At 68.8% G+C, this 17,671-nt stretch carries 31 protein-coding genes and 1 tRNA gene; 12 read left to right on the forward strand and 20 right to left on the reverse strand.

What is annotated here, in order from left to right:
• The first annotated feature begins 3 nt into the window (after positions 1 to 3).
• From ybgC to queC, 9 genes are all read left to right on the forward strand, one after another.
• Entirely contained in the window at positions 4 to 468 is a 465-nt protein-coding gene (gene ybgC / locus QFW80_RS16505; RefSeq protein ID WP_280603128.1) for a tol-pal system-associated acyl-CoA thioesterase, read from the forward strand.
• The gene (gene tolQ, locus QFW80_RS16510; RefSeq protein ID WP_280603130.1) at positions 465 to 1,256 is read left to right on the forward strand and encodes a protein TolQ; all 792 of its coding nucleotides are present in this window, start codon (positions 465 to 467) and stop codon (positions 1,254 to 1,256) included. Before ybgC ends, tolQ begins: the two co-directional genes overlap by 4 nt.
• Positions 1,257 to 1,268: 12 nt before the next feature.
• Positions 1,269 to 1,712, forward strand: coding sequence for an ExbD/TolR family protein (locus QFW80_RS16515; protein ID WP_280603132.1), 444 nt, complete (start codon positions 1,269 to 1,271; stop codon positions 1,710 to 1,712).
• The gene (locus QFW80_RS16520; protein ID WP_280603133.1) at positions 1,702 to 2,688 is read left to right on the forward strand and encodes a TonB C-terminal domain-containing protein; all 987 of its coding nucleotides are present in this window, start codon (positions 1,702 to 1,704) and stop codon (positions 2,686 to 2,688) included. Before QFW80_RS16515 ends, QFW80_RS16520 begins: the two co-directional genes overlap by 11 nt.
• Before the next feature lie 381 nt (positions 2,689 to 3,069).
• Positions 3,070 to 4,389: a Tol-Pal system beta propeller repeat protein TolB gene (tolB, locus tag QFW80_RS16525; protein WP_280603135.1), complete on the forward strand. Its 1,320-nt coding sequence runs from the start codon at positions 3,070 to 3,072 to the stop codon at positions 4,387 to 4,389.
• A gap of 64 nt (positions 4,390 to 4,453) precedes the next feature.
• Positions 4,454 to 4,978: a peptidoglycan-associated lipoprotein Pal gene (gene pal, locus QFW80_RS16530; RefSeq protein WP_280603137.1), complete on the forward strand. Its 525-nt coding sequence runs from the start codon at positions 4,454 to 4,456 to the stop codon at positions 4,976 to 4,978.
• A 9-nt stretch (positions 4,979 to 4,987) separates the two neighbouring features.
• A complete protein-coding gene (gene ybgF, locus QFW80_RS16535; RefSeq protein WP_280603139.1) occupies positions 4,988 to 5,800 on the forward strand; it encodes a tol-pal system protein YbgF in 813 nt (270 codons plus the stop codon).
• Between the two features lie 2 nt (positions 5,801 to 5,802).
• Positions 5,803 to 6,483 (forward strand): 7-carboxy-7-deazaguanine synthase QueE, encoded by a 681-nt coding sequence (gene queE / locus QFW80_RS16540; RefSeq protein ID WP_280603140.1) that lies wholly within the window; start codon positions 5,803 to 5,805, stop codon positions 6,481 to 6,483.
• Between the two features lie 162 nt (positions 6,484 to 6,645).
• A complete protein-coding gene (gene queC / locus QFW80_RS16545) occupies positions 6,646 to 7,314 on the forward strand; it encodes a 7-cyano-7-deazaguanine synthase QueC (RefSeq protein WP_280603406.1) in 669 nt (222 codons plus the stop codon).
• Here queC and QFW80_RS16550 read toward each other — a convergent pair.
• Positions 7,302 to 7,778, reverse strand: a complete 477-nt coding sequence (locus QFW80_RS16550; protein ID WP_280603141.1) for a group III truncated hemoglobin — start codon at positions 7,776 to 7,778, stop codon at positions 7,302 to 7,304. The genes queC and QFW80_RS16550 overlap by 13 nt on opposite strands.
• Before the next feature lie 103 nt (positions 7,779 to 7,881).
• Between QFW80_RS16550 and QFW80_RS16555 the strand changes: the two genes are divergently transcribed.
• Positions 7,882 to 7,957, forward strand: a tRNA-Lys gene (locus QFW80_RS16555).
• Between the two features lie 75 nt (positions 7,958 to 8,032).
• Here QFW80_RS16555 and QFW80_RS16560 read toward each other — a convergent pair.
• From QFW80_RS16560 to QFW80_RS16580, 5 genes are read right to left on the reverse strand one after another with little or no spacing between them, the layout of a single operon-like run.
• Positions 8,033 to 9,034 carry a DUF2806 domain-containing protein gene (locus QFW80_RS16560; protein ID WP_280603142.1) on the reverse strand — a complete coding sequence of 334 codons (1,002 nt, stop codon included), beginning with the start codon at positions 9,032 to 9,034 and terminating at the stop codon, positions 8,033 to 8,035.
• 39 nt (positions 9,035 to 9,073) lie between these two features.
• Positions 9,074 to 10,210, reverse strand: coding sequence for a site-specific integrase (locus tag QFW80_RS16565; protein ID WP_280603143.1), 1,137 nt, complete (start codon positions 10,208 to 10,210; stop codon positions 9,074 to 9,076).
• A 3-nt stretch (positions 10,211 to 10,213) separates the two neighbouring features.
• Positions 10,214 to 10,435, reverse strand: coding sequence for a hypothetical protein (locus tag QFW80_RS16570; protein WP_280603145.1), 222 nt, complete (start codon positions 10,433 to 10,435; stop codon positions 10,214 to 10,216).
• Positions 10,436 to 10,437: 2 nt separating this feature from the next.
• Positions 10,438 to 11,283, reverse strand: coding sequence for a DNA adenine methylase (locus QFW80_RS16575; RefSeq protein ID WP_280603147.1), 846 nt, complete (start codon positions 11,281 to 11,283; stop codon positions 10,438 to 10,440).
• Positions 11,280 to 11,600 carry a CxxCxxCC domain-containing protein gene (locus QFW80_RS16580; protein WP_280603148.1) on the reverse strand — a complete coding sequence of 107 codons (321 nt, stop codon included), beginning with the start codon at positions 11,598 to 11,600 and terminating at the stop codon, positions 11,280 to 11,282. The genes QFW80_RS16575 and QFW80_RS16580 overlap by 4 nt, the downstream gene beginning before the upstream one ends.
• A gap of 16 nt (positions 11,601 to 11,616) precedes the next feature.
• Here QFW80_RS16580 and QFW80_RS16585 point away from each other — a divergent pair, with 16 nt between their 5' ends.
• Positions 11,617 to 12,192 carry a hypothetical protein gene (locus QFW80_RS16585; protein WP_280603149.1) on the forward strand — a complete coding sequence of 192 codons (576 nt, stop codon included), beginning with the start codon at positions 11,617 to 11,619 and terminating at the stop codon, positions 12,190 to 12,192.
• Positions 12,193 to 12,247: 55 nt separating this feature from the next.
• Here QFW80_RS16585 and QFW80_RS16590 read toward each other — a convergent pair whose 3' ends face one another.
• The 13 genes from QFW80_RS16590 to QFW80_RS16645 all read right to left on the reverse strand — a co-directional run bounded on the left by QFW80_RS16590 (position 12,248) and on the right by QFW80_RS16645 (position 16,864).
• Positions 12,248 to 12,406, reverse strand: coding sequence for a hypothetical protein (locus QFW80_RS16590; protein ID WP_280603150.1), 159 nt, complete (start codon positions 12,404 to 12,406; stop codon positions 12,248 to 12,250).
• 8 nt (positions 12,407 to 12,414) lie between these two features.
• Positions 12,415 to 12,690: a hypothetical protein gene (locus tag QFW80_RS16595; protein ID WP_280603152.1), complete on the reverse strand. Its 276-nt coding sequence runs from the start codon at positions 12,688 to 12,690 to the stop codon at positions 12,415 to 12,417.
• A 3-nt stretch (positions 12,691 to 12,693) separates the two neighbouring features.
• Positions 12,694 to 13,626 (reverse strand): hypothetical protein, encoded by a 933-nt coding sequence (locus QFW80_RS16600; RefSeq protein ID WP_280603153.1) that lies wholly within the window; start codon positions 13,624 to 13,626, stop codon positions 12,694 to 12,696.
• A complete protein-coding gene (locus tag QFW80_RS16605; RefSeq protein WP_280603154.1) occupies positions 13,623 to 13,952 on the reverse strand; it encodes a hypothetical protein in 330 nt (109 codons plus the stop codon). Before QFW80_RS16605 ends, QFW80_RS16600 begins: the two co-directional genes overlap by 4 nt.
• A gap of 42 nt (positions 13,953 to 13,994) precedes the next feature.
• Positions 13,995 to 14,168 (reverse strand): hypothetical protein, encoded by a 174-nt coding sequence (locus QFW80_RS16610; RefSeq protein WP_280603155.1) that lies wholly within the window; start codon positions 14,166 to 14,168, stop codon positions 13,995 to 13,997.
• 1 nt (position 14,169) lies between these two features.
• Positions 14,170 to 14,310, reverse strand: a complete 141-nt coding sequence (locus QFW80_RS16615) for a hypothetical protein (RefSeq protein ID WP_280603156.1) — start codon at positions 14,308 to 14,310, stop codon at positions 14,170 to 14,172.
• Positions 14,303 to 14,617: a hypothetical protein gene (locus QFW80_RS16620; protein WP_280603157.1), complete on the reverse strand. Its 315-nt coding sequence runs from the start codon at positions 14,615 to 14,617 to the stop codon at positions 14,303 to 14,305. Before QFW80_RS16620 ends, QFW80_RS16615 begins: the two co-directional genes overlap by 8 nt.
• A complete protein-coding gene (locus QFW80_RS16625) occupies positions 14,614 to 14,883 on the reverse strand; it encodes a hypothetical protein (RefSeq protein WP_280603159.1) in 270 nt (89 codons plus the stop codon). The genes QFW80_RS16620 and QFW80_RS16625 overlap by 4 nt, the downstream gene beginning before the upstream one ends.
• A gap of 23 nt (positions 14,884 to 14,906) precedes the next feature.
• Positions 14,907 to 15,128 (reverse strand): hypothetical protein, encoded by a 222-nt coding sequence (locus QFW80_RS16630; RefSeq protein WP_280603160.1) that lies wholly within the window; start codon positions 15,126 to 15,128, stop codon positions 14,907 to 14,909.
• Complete coding sequence (locus tag QFW80_RS16635; protein ID WP_280603162.1) at positions 15,125 to 15,478, reverse strand: hypothetical protein; 354 nt, start codon at positions 15,476 to 15,478, stop codon at positions 15,125 to 15,127. Before QFW80_RS16635 ends, QFW80_RS16630 begins: the two co-directional genes overlap by 4 nt.
• Positions 15,475 to 15,738 (reverse strand): hypothetical protein, encoded by a 264-nt coding sequence (locus QFW80_RS16640; RefSeq protein ID WP_280603164.1) that lies wholly within the window; start codon positions 15,736 to 15,738, stop codon positions 15,475 to 15,477. The genes QFW80_RS16635 and QFW80_RS16640 overlap by 4 nt, the downstream gene beginning before the upstream one ends.
• A 197-nt stretch (positions 15,739 to 15,935) precedes the next feature.
• Complete coding sequence (locus tag QFW80_RS17645) at positions 15,936 to 16,109, reverse strand: zinc ribbon domain-containing protein (RefSeq protein ID WP_486624503.1); 174 nt, start codon at positions 16,107 to 16,109, stop codon at positions 15,936 to 15,938.
• Between the two features lie 2 nt (positions 16,110 to 16,111).
• On the reverse strand, positions 16,112 to 16,864 hold the full coding sequence (locus QFW80_RS16645; RefSeq protein WP_280603165.1) for a LexA family transcriptional regulator: 753 nt from the start codon (positions 16,862 to 16,864) through the stop codon (positions 16,112 to 16,114).
• Positions 16,865 to 16,949: 85 nt separating this feature from the next.
• Here QFW80_RS16645 and QFW80_RS16650 point away from each other — a divergent pair, with 85 nt between their 5' ends.
• The gene (locus tag QFW80_RS16650; protein ID WP_280603166.1) at positions 16,950 to 17,219 is read left to right on the forward strand and encodes a YdaS family helix-turn-helix protein; all 270 of its coding nucleotides are present in this window, start codon (positions 16,950 to 16,952) and stop codon (positions 17,217 to 17,219) included.
• Between the two features lie 29 nt (positions 17,220 to 17,248).
• Here QFW80_RS16650 and QFW80_RS16655 read toward each other — a convergent pair whose 3' ends face one another.
• Positions 17,249 to 17,539, reverse strand: coding sequence for a hypothetical protein (locus QFW80_RS16655; RefSeq protein ID WP_280603168.1), 291 nt, complete (start codon positions 17,537 to 17,539; stop codon positions 17,249 to 17,251).
• Between the last annotated feature and the right edge of the window lie 132 nt (positions 17,540 to 17,671).

The following is a 17,671-nucleotide window of genomic DNA, read 5'->3' on the forward strand; positions in this document are numbered from 1 at the left end:
GGCGTGAGTGGGACGGGCGCGGGCGCATCCGCGGGCGCCGATGGCCATCCGTTCAGCCTTCCGACAAGGGTCTACTGGGAAGATACCGACGCCGGTGGTGTGGTCTACCACGCGCAGTACGTCGCCTTCCTCGAGCGCGCCCGCAGCGAATGGGTGCGCGCGCTGGGGTACGGCCAGGACGCATTGCGCCTGTCGCACGGGCTGGTGTTCGCGGTGCGGGCGATGCGGATCGATTTCCGCAAGCCCGCGCGGCTGGACGATGCACTGCAGGTGACGGTGTCGCTGCGGCGCTGCCGTCACGCGAGCGTCGTGTTCGCGCAGTCGATCATGCGCGGAGGCGACTGCCTGCTGGAGGCGGAGGTGCGCTGCGCGGCGCTCGATGCCGGCAGCTTCCGTCCGCGCGCGATCCCAGAACCGCTGTACCAGCAACTGAACCGACTCGTCGAACCCGGAGCCGAACCCGCATGATCCCCCTCGCGACGCTGCTGCAGGCCACCCAGATCGAACCGTTGCCGGAAGAGGCCGCCGCGACCACCACCACGCTCGCCGAGGGCGCCGATGCCGCGGCCGTCGCCGCGCATTCGGGCATCAACTACATCGACCTGATGCTCAAGGCCAGCCTGCCGGTGCAGCTGATCGTGCTGCTGCTGCTGGTCGGCTCGATCATCAGCTGGGTGATCATCTTCCGCAAGGCGCGGGTGTTCAAGCTCGCCAACCGCGAGGCCGACGACTTCGAGAGCCGGTTCTGGTCAGGCGCCGACCTCGGCAAGCTGTACTCCTCCGCCACCGACCGCAACCGCCGCGTCACCGGGCTGGAGGCGATCTTCGAGGCCGGCTTCCGCGAGTTCGCACGCCTGCGCGAGAAGCGCGGCTTCGACGCCCGGGCCCAGCTCGAAGGCGCGCAGCGCGCCATGCGCGTCAGCTACACCCGCGAGGTGGACCTGCTCGAACGCAACCTCGAACTGCTGGCCAACATCGGCTCCACCGCGCCCTACGTGGGCCTGGTCGGCACCGTGTTCGGGATCATGGTGACCATGCACGACATGCTCAACAGCGGCGAGCAGACCGGCATCGCCGCGGTCGCGCCCGGCATTTCCGAGGCGCTGTTCGCGACCGCGATCGGCCTGTTCGTCGCGATCCCGGCGGTGTGGGCGTACAACCGCTTCACCACCCGCGTCGAGCGCCTGGCGGTGCGCTACGAGAGCTTCGCAGAGGAGTTCAGCACCATCCTGCAGCGCCAGAGCTCCCTGGACTGACCGGGACTCGTCATGGCCGGAAGTCTCATCCACCGCAAGCGGCGCAAGCTCAAGTCCGAGATCAACGTCGTGCCGTACATCGACGTGATGCTGGTGCTGCTGATCATCTTCATGGTCACCGCGCCGCTGCTCACGCTCAGCGTCGACGTCAAGCTCCCCTCGTCGCAGGCGCGTTCCACCCAGGACCGCGAGGACCCGGTGATCGTGATCGCCTATCCCGACGGCAGCCTGGGCGTGCAGTTGCCGGGCGATGCGCGGCCGCGGGTCGTGGACCGCGAGCAGATGGGGGCGCTGCTGGCGCCCATCCGCGCCCAGCAGGGCAGCGATTTCCGGGTGATGGTGGCCGCGCAGGGTGATGCGCCCTACCAGCACGTGCTCGATGCGATGGACGTGCTGCGCCAGGCCAACGTGTCCAACGTGAGCCTGATGACCAATGCGGGCGGTGATGCACGCTGACGCCTTTCCGCGTCCTGCGCCCGCGCAGGACGAAGGCCTTGGCCGGGCGATCGCCTGGGCCGTGGCCGTGCATGTGCTGGTCGTGGCGATCCTGCTGCTCTCGCCGCTGCTGAGCTGGGACCCGGACCGCATCAGCGTGGCCGGCGCGCCGTCGATGGAGGCCGTGCTGGAGGTGTCCAGCGCCGACCGCCAGGCGGTGGAGCGGGCGCTGTCGATCGAACCCGAGCCGCTGCCCGAGCCGGTGGTCGAGCCCATGCCGGAACCGGTGCCGGAGGAGATCGCGCCGCCGCCGCCGCAGCCGATCCCCGAGCCGGTGCCGGAAGACGCGCCGGTCGAGCCACAGCCCACGCCGCAGGCGCGCGTGCCCGAGCCCGCGCCGGTCGACCAGGAGGAAGTGCGCCGCGACGCCGAGGCCGAGCGCGCGCGGATCGACCGGGAACAGGAAGAGAAGCGCCGCCAGGAGCAGATCGACCTGACCGAGCGCAAGCGCCAGGAGGAGGCCGAGCAGAAGCGGCGCCTGGCCCAACAGCAGTTGGAGAAGATCCGCGCCGAGCGCGAGAAGCTCGAGCGCGAGCAGCGCCTGGCGCAGCAGCGCATCCAGCAGATCGCCGACCGCGAGGCGCGGCAGGCCTCGCAGCAGGCCGCGCAGCCTTCGGCCGCGCCGCCGCCGCCGGGCAACCAGGGCGTCGACACGGGATTGGCCGCGCGCTACGCCGCCGCGCTGCAGGAAGCGATCCTGCGCAACTGGACCCGGCCCGACACGGTGCCGATCGGCCAGCGCTGCCGGATCGTGATCCGCCAGATCCCCGGCGGCGAGGTGGTCGAGGCGCGCGTGGATCCGTCGTGCCCCTACGACGAACTCGGCCGGCGCTCGGTCGAGGCGGCGGTGCTGAAGGCGCAGCCGCTGCCCTATGCCGGCTTCGAATCGGTGTTCCAGCGCACCCTGATCCTCAATTTCGCGGCGCAGGACCGCTGAGTCCGCGTCGCACCTGGGGGAGACCTCCCGCGTCCCCGCCCGTATTTCTTCGTGGCGACCGCGCCGCGGCCGGTCCGGTCGCGCGGCGCCAGCGCCGCGTCGCCTTCACGTCGCGCTCGCTATGGTCACGCGGGTCGATGCCCGAGCGCGCGCCGTTCCGGCGAAACCGGGAACTGCGATTGGGCGAGCCGGCGACCGGGAGGGTGGAGCGCATGGCATCGTCGGACAGGTGGACGCCCTAGCGTCGAAACCACTGCTCCGCCGTGCGGGCGGATATCCAAACGAGCCTCCGGCCGTTGGAGTCCGCCTCCGTTCATCTTCGTGCATCGATTCGCCGCCAAGCTGTCGCCCGCCTTGTCCAACCCTGCCAGGAACCTTCCGATGAGCCCCACCAAGCGTTGCCTGCTCGCCTTGCTCGCGCTGCTGCTGCCGTTCGCCGCAGCCGCCCAGCAGCAGGGCCTGGAGATCGACATCATCGGCGGCAACGCCTCCGCATTGCCGATCGCCGTCGTCCCGATGCCGTACCAGGGCTCGGCCACCGCCCCGGCCACCGATGTCGCCGCCGTGGTGCGCGCCGACCTCGAGCGCTCCGGCCAGTTCCGGACCCTGCCCGAGGGCGACATGGCCAGCCGCCCGACCAGCGGGGGCGAGGTCGACTATCCGGCCTGGCGCGCGCTGCGGCAGGACTTCCTGGTCGTCGGCCGGGTGGTGGACGCGGCCGAGGGCAGCTACCGGGTCGAGTACGAACTGTTCGACGTGGCCAAGCAGCAGCGCCTGCTGGGCCTGGCGATGACCGCGCGCTCGAACGCCATGCGCGATGTCGCCCACCAGATGGCCGATGCGATCTACGAGAAGATCCTGGGCGTGCGGGGCGCGTTCTGGACCCGCATCGCCTACGTCACCGCGACGGGCACCGGGCAGTCCAGCCGCTACGCGCTGATGGTGGCGGACGCCGACGGCTACAACCCGCAGACGGTGGTGCGCTCGAATGAGCCGCTGCTGTCGCCGGCCTGGAGCCCGGACGGGCGCAAGCTGGCCTACGTGAGCTTCGAGCGCGGCAATTCCTCGATCTACATCCAGGACATCACCACCGGCGGCCGCGAACTGGTGTCCAGCTTCCGCGGCATCAACAGCGGCCCGGCGTTCTCGCCCGACGGTTCGCGGCTGGCGTTGACCCTGTCGCGCAGCGGCAACCCCGAGATCTACGTGATGGACCTGGGCAGCAAGGCCCTGACCCAGATCACCAACCAGTTCGGCATCGACACCGCGCCGGTCTGGAGTCCGGACGGCAACAGCCTGTACTTCACCTCCGACCGCGGCGGCCGGCCGCAGGTGTACCAGGTGCCGGCCTCCGGCGGCGGCGCCACCCGCGTGACCTTCGAGGGCAGTTACAATGCCGACCCCAGCATTTCCTGGGACGGACAGAAGATCGCGGTAGCCCAAGGCGCGGGCAACACCTACCGGATCGCGGTGATGGACCGCAGCCTGGGTTCGCCCCGCTGGCAGACCCTGTCGCCGGGGTCGCTCGACGAGTCCCCCAGCTTCGCCCCCAACGCCAGCATGCTGCTCTACGCGGCGCGTGAAGGGCGGCGTGGCGTCCTGTATGCTGTCTCGGCCGATGGCCGCGTACGTCAACGCCTCGTGCTCGCAGACGGGGACGTGCGCGAGCCGGCCTGGGGACCCTACCGCTCCCAGCGCTGACATGGTCTGCACATCCACTCCATCAACCTGAACATCCGTAACACGCCCTGAGGATCGACGAGAAATGAACGCCAACAAGCCCGCCGTGCTCGGCAAGGCCCTCCTGATCGCCGTGATGTGCGTCGCCGCTGCTGCTTGCTCGAAGAAGGTCAAGGAAGCACCGCCCGCCGAACCCTCCACCGGTGGCGTCACCGACACCGCCCCCGTCACCCCGGGCGCGTACGGCCCCTCCGACCTCGACACCGATGCCTGCCTGCGCCAGCGCACCGTGTACTTCGACCTGGACCAGGACGCGCTGCGTCCGGAGTTCCAGGCCGCGATGGCCTGCCACGCCAAGTACCTGCGTGACCGTCCGTCCTCGCGCATCACCCTGGAAGGCAACGCCGACGAGCGCGGCAGCCGCGAGTACAACCTCGGCCTGGGCGAGCGTCGCGGCAATGCCGTGTCGTCGGCCCTGCAGGCCAATGGCGGTTCCGGCGCGCAGCTGACCGTGGTCAGCTACGGCGAGGAGCGTCCGACCTGCACCGAGTCCGGCGAGGACTGCTGGGCCCGCAACCGTCGGGTCGAGATCGTCTACACGGCGAAGTAATCGACTGCGATGCGTGCGTTCATCGTTCCAATCGCGTTCGCGGCGGCCCTGGTGGCCGCCGCGCCCGCGTTCGCCCAGCGGGCCAGCCTGGCCGACCGCGTGGCCGCGCTCGAGCTGCGTGCCGCCGACAACCAGGGCAATGTCGACCTGCTCAACCAGCTGACCGCGCTGCGCTCCGAAGTGCAGGCGCTCCGCTCCCAGATCGAGGAACTGCAGCAGCAGAACGAGCAGCTGCGTTCCACCAGCCGCAGCCAATACCTGGACCTCGATGGCCGGCTGAACCGGCTGGAAGGGGCCGGCACGGTACTGCCGGACCCCGGCGCCGCCCCCGGTGTTCCCGCCGCGTCTGCGCCGGCCACGCCAGCCGCCGCGGCGCCGAACGAGGCGCCCCCCAGCGTCCACGGCGATGCCGGCCTGCTGGCCAACAGCGCCGACGAGCGCAGTGCCTACGACGCGGCGTTCAACGCGCTCAAGTCCGGCGACTACACCGGCTCGGCGGAACTGTTCCAGGACTTCCTCCAGGTGCATCCCGAGGGCGTGTACGCGCCCAACGCGCGCTACTGGCTCGGCGAAAGCTATTACGTGACCCAGAACTACGAACTGGCGCGCGACCAGTTCCAGGTCCTGCTGGACCGCTATCCCACCCATGACAAGGCCCCGGGCGCGCTGCTCAAGGTCGGCCTGTCGCAGTACGGCCTGCGCGACCTCGAGGGAGCCGAAGCCACTCTCGCCCAGGTGGCGAGCCAGTACCCGGGCACCGACGCGGCGCGCACGGCCGAGGATCGGCTGCACGCGATCCAGCTGGCGCGCGCCACGCGCTGACCGTGCACGCCGTCGCGCCCGATGCGGCCGCCGCATCGACGGCGGACCGGCTTCGTATCACCGAGATCTTCTGCTCGCTTCAGGGCGAGGCCCGCGACGCCGGCTGGCCGTCGGTGTTCGTGCGCCTGACCGGCTGCCCGCTGCGCTGCACCTACTGCGACACCGCCTACGCCTTCCACGGCGGCCAATGGTGGGACATCGACGCCATCGTGGCGGAAGTGGCACGGCATGGGGTGCGCCACGTCTGCGTGACCGGCGGCGAGCCGCTGGCGCAGAAGCGCTGCATCCAGCTGCTTCGGCGCCTGTGCGACGCGGGTTACGTGGTCTCGCTGGAGACCTCGGGCGCGATCGACATCGGCGAGGTCGACCCGCGGGTCTCGCGCGTGCTGGACATCAAGACGCCCGGCTCGGGCGAAGAAGGGCGCAACCGGTGGGAGAACCTGCCGCTGCTCACCCCGCACGACCAGGTGAAGTTCGTCGTCTGCAGCCGCACCGATTACGAGTGGGCGCGGCAGGTGCTGCACGCGCACGCGCTCCACGCACGCTGCGACGTGCTGTTCTCGCCGAGCAAGGGCGAGTTGTCGGCGACCGAGCTGGCGGACTGGATCGTGGCCGACCGCCTGCCGGTGAAGTTCCAGTTGCAGTTGCACAAGCTGCTGTGGAATGACGAGCCGGGACGATGAGGACGCGAGCGCGATGCGCGCCTTGTCGTCCGTGAGCCGGCTGGCGAGCTGCGGATCGCGTCGCGCGTGGCGCGGTGCGTCCGACGTCGGCCAATCTTGCGCGCGTCGGTACCTGCCGGCCGCTCCCTGCACCCAATCACCGACTTTCGATATCCGACTACGATGAAGAAGGCTGTCGTCCTCCTGTCCGGGGGCATGGATTCCGCGGTGGTGCTGGCCATCGCCCGCGAGCAGGGCTTCGAGGCTCATGCGCTGAGCGTGCGCTACGGCCAGCGCCACACCTCCGAGCTCGACGCCGCCGTGCGGGTGGCGACACTGCAGGGCGCCGCGCAGCACAAGACCGTGCACGTCGACCTGCGTGCGTTCGGCGGCTCGGCGCTCACCGACGATATCGACGTCCCCGAGGCCGGCGGCGCCGGCATTCCGGTCACCTACGTCCCCGCACGCAACACCATCATGCTCTCGCTCGCGCTCGGCTGGGCCGAGGTGCTGGGGGCGAGCGATCTGTTCTGCGGCGTCAACGCGGTCGATTATTCGGGTTATCCCGACTGCCGGCCGGAATTCATCGACGCGTTCGAGCGCCTGGCCAACGTCGCGACGAAAGCGGGCGTGGAAGGCGCGGGCCTGCGCGTGCTCGCGCCGCTTCTGCGCATGGGAAAGGCGGACATCGTGCGCGAGGGGCTGCGCCTGGGGGTGGATTTCTCGGCGACGGTGTCGTGCTACCGCGCCGACGCGGAAGGACGCGCCTGTGGCCATTGCGACGCCTGCCGGCTGCGCGCCGAAGGCTTCGCGGCGGCAGGGGTCGAGGATCCGACCCGCTACGCGGGCTGATCGGCACTTCCGCCTGGGTCGCCAGTCGTGCAGGCCGGCGCGCCGCCGGCGCGACGCTGGCGGCGCAGCGGATCGATGTCCAGCCCGATCCGCAACGACTGCCCGATGCGCTGCGCCAGCGCCGACACATGGGCGGCCTCCGGCGGCGTGAGCGACTCGCGGGCGGTCTCGCCCCACAGCGCCAGCCAGCGCTCGAAGTGCGCCTCATCGAGGTCGAGCGGCCGATGCGCGGACATCGGATTGCCGCGATAGGTGCCGCTGCGCAGCAGCACCGAAGACCAGAACGCGACCAGGGTGTCCAGGTGCGTCGTCCAGTCCTGCACCGCGGCCTCGAACACCGGCCCGAGGAGCGCGTCGCCGCGGGCGCGTCCATAGAAGGCGTGCACCAGGCGCGTGATCGCCTGGTGGTCGGGGAGATGCGCTGCGTCGGGCATCGCGGTCGTCGGAGTGGCGGATGTGGCCATGCGGATATTGTGGATGACCGCCATCGACCTGCCTTGATCCAGGTCAGCGGGGCGGTGCCGACGGGGCCGGCGCGGCGCATGCCCTATAATCGCCCGGCAGCAGGGGCCGTTAGCTCAGTCGGTAGAGCATCGGACTTTTAATCCGCTGGTCGATGGTTCGAATCCATCACGGCCCACCAGTGCTAACAACAACTTATCTACGCGTCCGCGCAGAGTCCGTAAAATTGTCCGTAAAAGAACGTTCAGCGACTGCGTTACGGGTCGAGGATGATTCTTTGGAGATTCTTCATGCGGATCTTCCCGTTGGCTTCGTCGATCGTCTCGCCGAGTACAACGTCCGCACCCTTGCCCGCGAACCACTTGCCGACCCGAATCAGCTGTTCTTCGTCTCCGTCGTGACTGAGGAGCTGGACGATCTCCCTCCCGACGGCGGTGAATCTCCACAGCGGGAGGCCGATCGGCTTAGTAGCAGTTCCGCGCTCGATTTTCAGGACCAGCTTTCCGGCGCGAAGTAGCTCAACGTTTCTGGTAGGGAACTTGAAGAGGTTGTAGGTCATTTCCGATGGGTGCATAGCGCCGAGCTCGGCGGCATCGAAGTAATGACCCATGTAGATGTCTCGGTGCTTCTCAAGCCAAGTGCGATCCAGGCAGGGTACGAATGTTGAGCTGCTGTATGAAACCGCTTGGTTCGCCATTCGCTCAAGCAGCGATGCGTCATCCGTGGTCAGATTACGAACAAAGTCGAGCGTGCGGAGTGAGAAGCTTCCCGGTCGTACGATCTCCCCTGCTAGGATTCGTCCCCACAGATCCTGCATCTGTTCAGAGGATATGTCCTCTGAGGCGCGAAAGAATCGATTGATCCAGTCCGCATCAGGCACGTCAGTCGACACATCCGTCACACCTGCGAGCTCTAGCGCCGCAGTAGTGGTGATAGATTCAATGTTCGATTGACGAAGCTCGGCTTGATAGGCCTCACGCGTCGCCGCCCGCTCTGCCGCAGATGATTGAGAACTTGACCATGCGATGGCTTGAGGGTCTCGATCGATCCGGATGTTCTCATCTTGGTAGGAGATCGCGAGCAGATTGCCATCGCCGGCATTGTTGAGCGCTTCTGACAACACTCGGATTTTTTCGGCGTCCGCTTTCGCATTCACCCTGGTAAGCATTGGTGCCGAGACGCGCCCCATGCCGCGCGAAATGACATCGATCAGGCGAGTAAGAGGCTTGCTAACGCCGCCCAGATCAGAGAACTTCATGCCGCCCTCCGCCACGATATGGCTGTTAGTTAAGAATACTCACGCTGAAGGCTTCACCAACGCGATGCTCTTGTCATAGGTCTTCATCATCTGCTCGGTGACGCCAAGGGCGTCCTGCTTCTCTGCTTTAGTGCCTTTCGTGTCGGTACCGCCCTTGCGCTTGAGGTCGTGTAGGCTGAAGCGCTGCTCTGGGGTGATCACGCCCTCCCGGATCGCGGCGTGCACCAGGCGCTGCCAGGCGCTGTCGAGGCCTGACTTCGTGAGCGGCTCGCCGCTCTCGGCGAGAATCAGGCGCCGGTCTTCCGACCGGATCGGTTCGATGCGCGTGGTGCGCTCGATCACCGCTTTGCGGTAGGCGAGCGCTGAGTTCCAGGCGGCACGCAGTCGTGGCGTCCACTCGACGACGTTGTCGCGGCTGCCCTTGCGGCGATTGGTGCGCAGGCCCTCCGGCGTGCCTTGGGACTCCACGAGCGTCAGCGTCTCGATGCCGCGGAGGCGGCAGAGATACCCGAGCTCCATGACGAGGGGCAGGTACGGGGCCTGGGAACCCTCGGTCCTGGAGACGCGCGCGGCGCCGTCGATCGCGAACGACAGCAGCGCCAGGTAGGCCTGCTGGTCCGGGAGCCGCTGCCGGCGGCGCTCCTGCGGCGCCTCGAGGCCCTTGCCCGGGTTCTGCAGGACGTGGCCGCGCCGCAGGCCCCAGCTGAAGAGCAGGCGCGCATAGCGGAGCACCTTGGCTGCCTTCGTGGGCGTGCCCTCGGCGGCGATGCGGTCGACCAGCTTCTGCAGGTGATGGGTGCGGATCCGGTTGGCGACCAAGCCGCCGACCTTCCCGCCGTCGGTCGTCCGCTGGCTCAGCAGCACGTCGCGGGAGTACTCGTAGTCGGCCCGGGTGATCTTCGCCAGCGCCTTGAACTTGGCGCTGTCGTGGTAGAGCTTCGTCAGCCACTCCACGGTGCCGGTGGCTTCGCCGCGCTCGGCGATCGCGTGGAGGTCGGAGAGCCTGGCATCGCGGCCGGCGACCGTCCTCCTCGAGGCGCGGCCGCTTTCACCGGGGGCCAGGGTGTACCAGCGGCCGTTACCGCTGGCGTCCCAGTAGACGCCCTTCGGCACCCGCGCATAGTCGATGTGCGGGGGGAGGTTGGGTGGGACCTTGCGGGGGCGGCCTCGGGGCATGGCTCAGATGATGTCGGGTGCATAGGCGGCACCGTCGTCGTTGGCGGCGCGGAGGCCGAGGGCGACGTTGACGGCGTCGATGGTGGTGAAAATGCCACCTTTTCCGTCGTAGCGGTAGCGGATGCCCTCGCGCTTCGCCCAGGCCTCGACCGTGGCCAGCCGCGGTTTCTCGCCCGGCTTGCACAGCTGCTGCAGGTCTTCGAAGGGGACGATGGCGGGGTGCATGGTCAGGCGCTCGCTACCAGTGCGAGGCTAGGCTGGCGTAGCCCGCGCTGTGCGGCAGGGTTGATCCACATGGACTCCACGCGGGGGCGGTTGCCCTGCGCCCTGGCGTGTACGTCGACGCGCAGCCAGCCCGCGGGCAGGAGCGTGGAGTCGTAGAGCGGAGAGCGATAGCCGGTCAGCAGGACCATGCCGGCGACCGCCTGCAGCTGCGCCAGCAGCGCGGCATGCTCTCCAGCCGTGAGCTCGTGGTCGTAGATCGATCGGTGTCCCCAGGCCCGCGTTTCGTGCAGGTAGGGCGGGTCGACGAAAAACGCGGTGTCCGGGCTGTCATACAGGGCGATGACGTCCGAGGCGGGCCGCTGCTCGATCATCACCTCGCGCAACCGCGCCACGAACCGCGGGATCTCGTCCGGCCAGCGGCGCCAGCTGTCGACGGGCGTGATGTGGTCGACCCGGGCCCGCCAGCCGTTGCGCGATCGGGCGCGCTTGGAGCCGACAGCCTGGAACGAGCGCACCACCAGGCGCCGGCAGAGCTCCACGTCCGACGCGCCAGGCGCGGGATCCCAGCACGCATAGAACTCGGCCCGGGACCAGGGAGTGAGCTCCACCACGCGCTGCAGTTCCGCCGCCTGCGCCGGGTCGCGCAGCACGCGGAACAGGCGCACGACGTCTTCGTCGAGATCGTTGTACACCTCGATCGGCGACCGCAGCTTGCGCAAAAGCACGCTGCCGGCGCCGCCAAAGGGCTCGACGTAAGCATGGTGCGGCGGCATGTGCTCGAGCACCCAATGAGCGACCCGCCATTTGCCGCCGTGGTACTTGAGCGCCGGGCGCCGGATATCGGTCATGATTTTGCGGCCTCGCTCATCGCGATCACCACGCGCGCGGCGATGGCCGGGCTAGGTTGACCGGTGCGCAGGCAGTCGAAGTCGCGGCACACAGGCGGGCGGGTGGCGTAGATGCGGCAGCTGTAGTGGCCGCCGGAGGTGTCCAGGTGGCGGCAGGCGACCAACTCGCCGTCGACGACTGCCGAGCAGCAGGCGCCGCAGCGCTGGCAGACAGAAGACGAGAGGCGACAACTGAGCGGTCCGTCGACCTCAGAAACCGGCTCGATTGCCGCGTGCGCTATTGACGACCACTTGTCTTTGCTCTTGCTCAAACGCATGATCCGATCACCGTGGATGTTCGAGCACGTCGTGGCAGATATCTACTGCTTGATTGGCGGCGTCCCATGCGCGCCGCTGGAATGGTGGAGCAGCGCTGCCGCATGGGCGCAGGCCCTTCTGACCGTCCTGACTTTTGCGTTTGCGCTGGTTTTTCAGGCGATGCGTGAGAAGCGCATCAGGGCTGAGCAGGAGTTGCGTCGAATTCGAGCAGAGAGCGAGGCGGAGGAAGTAATCCTGGCCCTTTTCCGAGTCGCGAGATCTCGCAACGCACGTCGTTGGCGAGGCGCGATTCAGTCGTTTCTTGAGAGCGAGTTCTCCCACCCGCGAGATGAGGTGCTGGCGTGGATGCAGCTGCTCAGAGGGCCGCAAATGAACTGGGATGAGCCGCCTGAAGCGGTAGTAAGGTATGGACAAATTGCGGCCTCTGTACTCTCTCTGCTCCACGCATTTCAGAAACTTCAGGATGGACTTACTCCGCTTCATGTGGAGCGTCTGAGATCTGAGTTTCCGGACAAGCTGGCAGAGCTCGCTATGGAGAGTCGAAAAATTGCTGGGGATTGGTTTCTCTATCTCGAAAGCTGGCTCGACTAGACACAGATCCAGAGTGGTGGACCGCGTAGGCCTATCGAGCTTGCAACGCATAGTGCTATCGAGCGCATTTGAGCCGCTGAGTTCGCCGCGCTGCCACAAAAAGTTTGTCCGACCGTTGATCTGGGGTAATTGAGAGGAAGATCGCGGCGATGACCCAGAGCGCGGCGTTGGGCAGATCCTTCACCAGCCCGACGAGTTCACGGAGTTCGTTCATGGCAACCCTCAGCCGATCGCGGTGGCGCTGGCCAGCGAATCGTTCGCGGCCTGCAGGTGGGTTTTGAGGGTGTGAAGCACGCGCGCCTGGTCGTCGGCGGTGCGCAGCTTCCGCTCGAGGCGGGCGACGTCGGCCTCGAGCTGCTCGATGCGCAGCTGGTCGGCGCGCCAGTCGCTGGCGCGCTGGCGGTATTCGGCGGCGTTGACGTCCAGGCCGTGGGCGGTGCTCTGGTTGGCCATGGAGTCCAGGAAGACGGGGCCGCTGAGGCGGTGGTCGGTGGGCATGGGTCAGTCGTCCAGGTCGGTGGTGCCCGTGCGCGGGGCGCGCGGCGGCACGTGGTTGGCGGCTTCCATGCCGATGCGGGTGAAGAACTGGGTCGGGCCGAGGCGCTGGATACGGCCGCCCTTGGCTTCGAAGGCGGCGATGTCGGCGGCGATGCGGTCGCTGGCCTGGCGCTGGCGCTCGGACACGCCGTCCAGGCCGCAGGACACCGGCGCCGGGCGGCCGCGCGGCGTGGTGCGGGCGCTGGCGTCTATCGCGGCGCGGGCGGCGGGGCTGGGTGGCGGGGGAGAGGGCAAGGCGCGCGGCAGGTCGCGGGTGGGCGGTGCGGCGGGGCGCGTGCGCGCCGCTTTCGGCGCGGAGGACGCGGGACGCTTCGTGCGGGACTTGGGCCCAGCCTTCGCCTTCGGCGCGGGCGCCTGGCGCACGGGCTTCGGCGTCGGGGCTGCAGCGCGCTCGCCCGCGACTTCGGCGGCCAGCTGCGCCTGGGCCAGTGCGGCGGTGCGCCCGAAGCACGCGAGGCGGCCCTGTATCGCGCGGTGCGCGTGCTTCTGCTTCACCAGCGTGTGCAGGCTGGCCGACACCTGGTTGGAGGTGGCGCGCGGATCCACGGCGGCGCGCAGTTCGGCGACGGTAAAGCCGCGGTCGTGCTGCTGCAGGAACTCTCGCAGGCGGTTGGCGCGGCCGGTCATGGGCTTGCGGGTGCGCGCCGGGCCGGGCGGGCGAGGCGCTTTGGGCTTCGGCGGGTCGCCGATGACGTAGTAGCGGCGGTTGCCGACCTTCCCGGCCTGCACGGTGCCCGCCTTCTCCATCTGGGCCAGCACCGAGCAGAAGGCGTTGATGTCGCCGCGCGGCTCGATGCCCAGCAGCACGTCGCGCGCGGAGGCGGGCAGCGTTTGCGTGGCCAGCCACGCGCGGATGCGTTCGGCGCGGGTGCTCATCGGGTGGGCTCGTTGGCGGGCGCCAGCAGCTGCTGCGCGAGCGCGCAGCCGGCGGGCGTGAGGGTGAGGCGGCTGGGGCAGAACTCGTCGTCGAACTGCACCAGGTCCAGCCGCTGCAGGCGCAGGGCGATGCGCTTGGTGACGCTGTGGCCGGTGGCCGCGCCGCTCTGCGCGCGCCTGGCGGGCATGGCGACGAAGCCGTTTCCCATGCGCGGCAGGCTGTGGCCAGGGGCCTCGAACGCAGCGAGCAGGGCGCCGCGTTCGAGGGGCGTGACGTGCGCGCCCGCGTCGCCGGGCGGGCACTGGGCGAGGTTGCTGGCGGGCATGGAAGTCCTTTGCCGGCCGGAGCCGGCGTGTGGGTGTGTGGGTCAGACGCCGCGGGCGAAGGCGGCGAGGGCGAGCGCGCAGAGCAGCAGCGCGACCGTGAGGGCGAGGCCGGGGCGCGAGCGGCGAGGCAGCACGGAGCGGCTGCAGGCGACGTTGTCGAACGCGGCCTGGTGCAGGGCGAGCAGGCGCGCGGCGGTGGCGGTGGAGACGTGCATGTCAGGCTCCGAAGGCGTTGCGGTAGATGAAGAGCCAGCCGGCGATGCTGCCCAGCGCGACGGCCAGCTGCAGGGCGCGCTCGGCGGTGCGGCGCAGGTGGGTGATGTGGTGCAGGTCCGGGTTGCGGCGGCGCTCATCCACGGCGGTTGGCCTCCTGGGCTTCCTCGGCGCGCGTGAGCGGCGGGAAGGTGGTGGATTCGCTGGTGAGGTCGGCGTTGCCGTGCTGGATGACGGGCGCGCCGGTGAGGTGGGCGTGCGCGTCGCGCAGGCGGCGGTCGAGGGCGTCCATGTGCCGGCCGCGGTCGCCCAGCACGGCGAGCTGGCGCGCCTGGGCGCCGCTCTGGCTGGCACGCGCCGTCACGTTGATGGCGTGGCCGTCGAGGGTGCGGAGCGCGGCGAGGGCCTCGCGGAGGAGGGTGATGTCGTCGAGGGCTAGGGGCTGGATCATTGCGGCGCTCCCAGCTGGCAACGACCGAGAGCGGCGCGAAACTCGGCCCAGTCCTGCGCTTCCGCATCCGCATCGCCGCTCAGCGCGCCGCGCCTCCGCTGCTCGATCCGGTTCCCGTACTGCAGGACCTTGGCGACAGCGTCGCGAGCGAGGTCGTGCCATTCGAGGTGGAAGCGCCACTTCTGCACGACGTCCCACTGCTTCGTAAGTTCGATGGCGCGTTCGACGCCACGGCGATCCGCGTCCATGACTTCAAGGACGTTCACTGCCTGATGAGTGCACGGCTCGCTCACGACGCACCGCCCTGCGCACCCGGCGCGGTGTACGTGCTCACCTGCTCGCGCAGGCGCTGGGAGAACTGCTCGGTCGGACGGGGGCCCTTTTGCTGGCGTTCGCGGGCGTCAGCCAGCTGGCGGGCGACCACCGCCTGGCGCGTCTCGGGCATGCCCATGAAGTCGGACAGCCACACGGCGTGGCGCACGCGCGCCAGGTCGACGATGAGGGCGTTCATGCCGGCACCGCCGTATCAGGCGCGGTCGCCTGCGGGCGGGGGCGGCTGGCCAGCCAGGCCTCGACCGTGGCCGCGGTGTCGTCGTCGATGTCGATCGCCGCGCCGCGCAGCCAGAGCACCGGCGGGGAAAGCAGGTGGGTGCGCGCATCGACGTGGACATCGGACCCGATGCGCCCGCCGCAGAGAAACGCGGCGGTGCGGTCGGTGAGCGTGGCGCCGGGCTCGGCCTTACCCTCGGGCACGTACAGGGTGGCGTTGACGTGGCCGGCGTCTGGCCCCCTCGCTTGGCAGCTCAGTTCGAGCGTCAGGCCGGCCACGGTGGCCACGCTCAGCGTCTGGCGGGCGCTCACCGCGGGCCTCGCATCTGCGAGCGCGCGACGCTGGCGGCGGTGGCGGGGTAGTGGACGGGCGCGTCGTTGGCGGCCGCGCCCCAGTGGCGGGCGGACTCCGCGGCCTGGCGCGAGGCGTTGATGCGCTCGGCCTCGGCGCTGAGGCGGCGCGCCTCGTTGACGGCGCCCAGGTGGATCAGGCCGCCGGCGATGACGCCGCCCACCACCATCCCGACCAGGAAGATGACCGGGTAGCCCGGGTCGTACAGCAGGAAGTCCATCGTCGCCTCCATCGGAAGATGAAGGCGGCCGGCAGGTCGGAGGGCGGGGAGACCCTGCGCCGGTCGGGGGTGGGACCGGCTGGCGACCTGCCGGTCGCCCTGCCCCGGGGATTCGGGGCGGGCGTAGTATTAGCGCCGCTGTTTCAGCTTGTCAACAGTGCCGCTAATGTTTCTGTCAGGGGCGCCGGGCGGGTCGGTCAGCTCCCGCCACGCATCCATAGCCAAAGGCAGAAGGCCATGAACGCGAGGATCAGGCCCGCCTTCAGGGTGGGTGGCATGTGCTTATCGCCAGGGTCGCGTCGGCCGCAGCTCGGGCAGAGCCGTGCCTGCACGTCCACTGGATGGCCGCACCCAACGCATTTCCTCAGCATGATCAGTCCTCCCAGCTTCCGATCCAGCGTACGCGTCCGACGAGCTCGATGTGGTCACCAGGTTCGACCGGAACTGGCTTACGCCATTTCGGGTCGGCGGTGTTATCGCTGGTGAGGAACCACTGCTTGCCGTACTGGTGAAGGCGCTTGACCATGTAGGTGCCCTCGAACTTCACTACGTAGATGTGCCCATCCCGTGGCGAGGTGTCGCTTGTGTCGAACAGCAACGCATCCCCATCATGGATGCGCGGCTCCATGCTGTCGCCGCGCGCGTAGAAGACGCTCAACTTCCGGTCAAACAGGCCTTTTCGCCGCAGGCTCGATCGCTTGAACTTGAGACTGTGGGTGTCGGCATACTCTTCAGGGGTCATGCCGTCGCCGGCCGCGACCTGCTGGCCATAGGCGGTGATGTCGGCCCATTGATCGGCTGTCCCGTAGGGCACTGGCTCCTCACGCACGCCGAGCTGTTGCTCCGGCAGGTCAGCGCGGATGGACGAGGGTGGAACGCCGAGCACTTCCGAGAATGCTAAGAGTGCCCGGTAGTTGAGGGGGATCTCCCCGTTGAGATACTGGCTCACAGCGGACTGCCCGATGTCCAGGAGATCGCCGACCATTGTTTGCGTCAGGCGCTGGCCGTGCTGCTTGCGTTCGTTCTTCGCGGCGTCCCAGAGCGAGCGGAGCCGGCCGGCGGCCTGAAGATCCGCCGGGGTCGGCTTGGAGGCCTTGTCGTTCGCGCGTACGGGTAGTTTCGCCATATCAGCGACGCTAATTGCCAAGGGCCGTGAAGTCCAAAAGTGGCGCTGTTGACTTGTAAAACCAGCGGCGCTAATGTTCGTCGCCATGAGCCTCGCCGCCCTCCGCAAAGCCCAAAACCTCTCCCAAGCCAAGTTGGCCGAGATGCTGACCGCAGCCGGGTATCCGGCCACGCAGGCTCTCGTTTCGCAGTGGGAGACCGGTGCCGTCACCGTCAGCGCGGAGCGCGCCCTGCAGATCGACTTCGTGACCCGAGGCGCCATCCGCAAGGAACTGCTGCGGGACGACCTGCCCTGGCACACGGCCGCCAACGACGACACCGCCCCAGCCGAGGGCGAGGGCGTGACGCATGGCTGAGGATGGTGAGCTGGTCTTGCTCGATCTGGTCAGGGCTGGAAAGGACCAGATCCGGGAGGCGCTGGACCGTTTGGATCGGTCCCTACCGCCGCTCGCCAGGTGTCCAGCATGTGCTGCGCCTCTTCCGCCATCGCTGCAATGTCCGGCCGGGTGTTCTCCTGAAGCTGATCCAGCGCAAGGACGCCCTGCATGATCCGTTCGAGGCGTTGCCAGAATTCGTGGTCGTCGCGCTTCTCGCGGAGGAGCGCCAGCAAAACCACCTCGGTGGCCAGCGACTTCGCCGCCAAGCGCTGGGTTGTCGTCAGCTTCGGCTCTGCCATGTCCGTCTCCGGTGCTGGGGTGTGCGTCGCGTCCCGCGCAGCCTACACCGGAGGCGGGCGCCAGCTGGAAGAACACGGCCGCCAGGCGCGTCGGCTGGCCGTCGCGGAGTTCCCACATGGGCACGGCGGAAA

Origin of the sequence: Luteimonas rhizosphaericola, assembly GCF_029888045.1 — a bacterium.
GTDB classification, from domain to species: domain Bacteria; phylum Pseudomonadota; class Gammaproteobacteria; order Xanthomonadales; family Xanthomonadaceae; genus Luteimonas; species Luteimonas rhizosphaericola.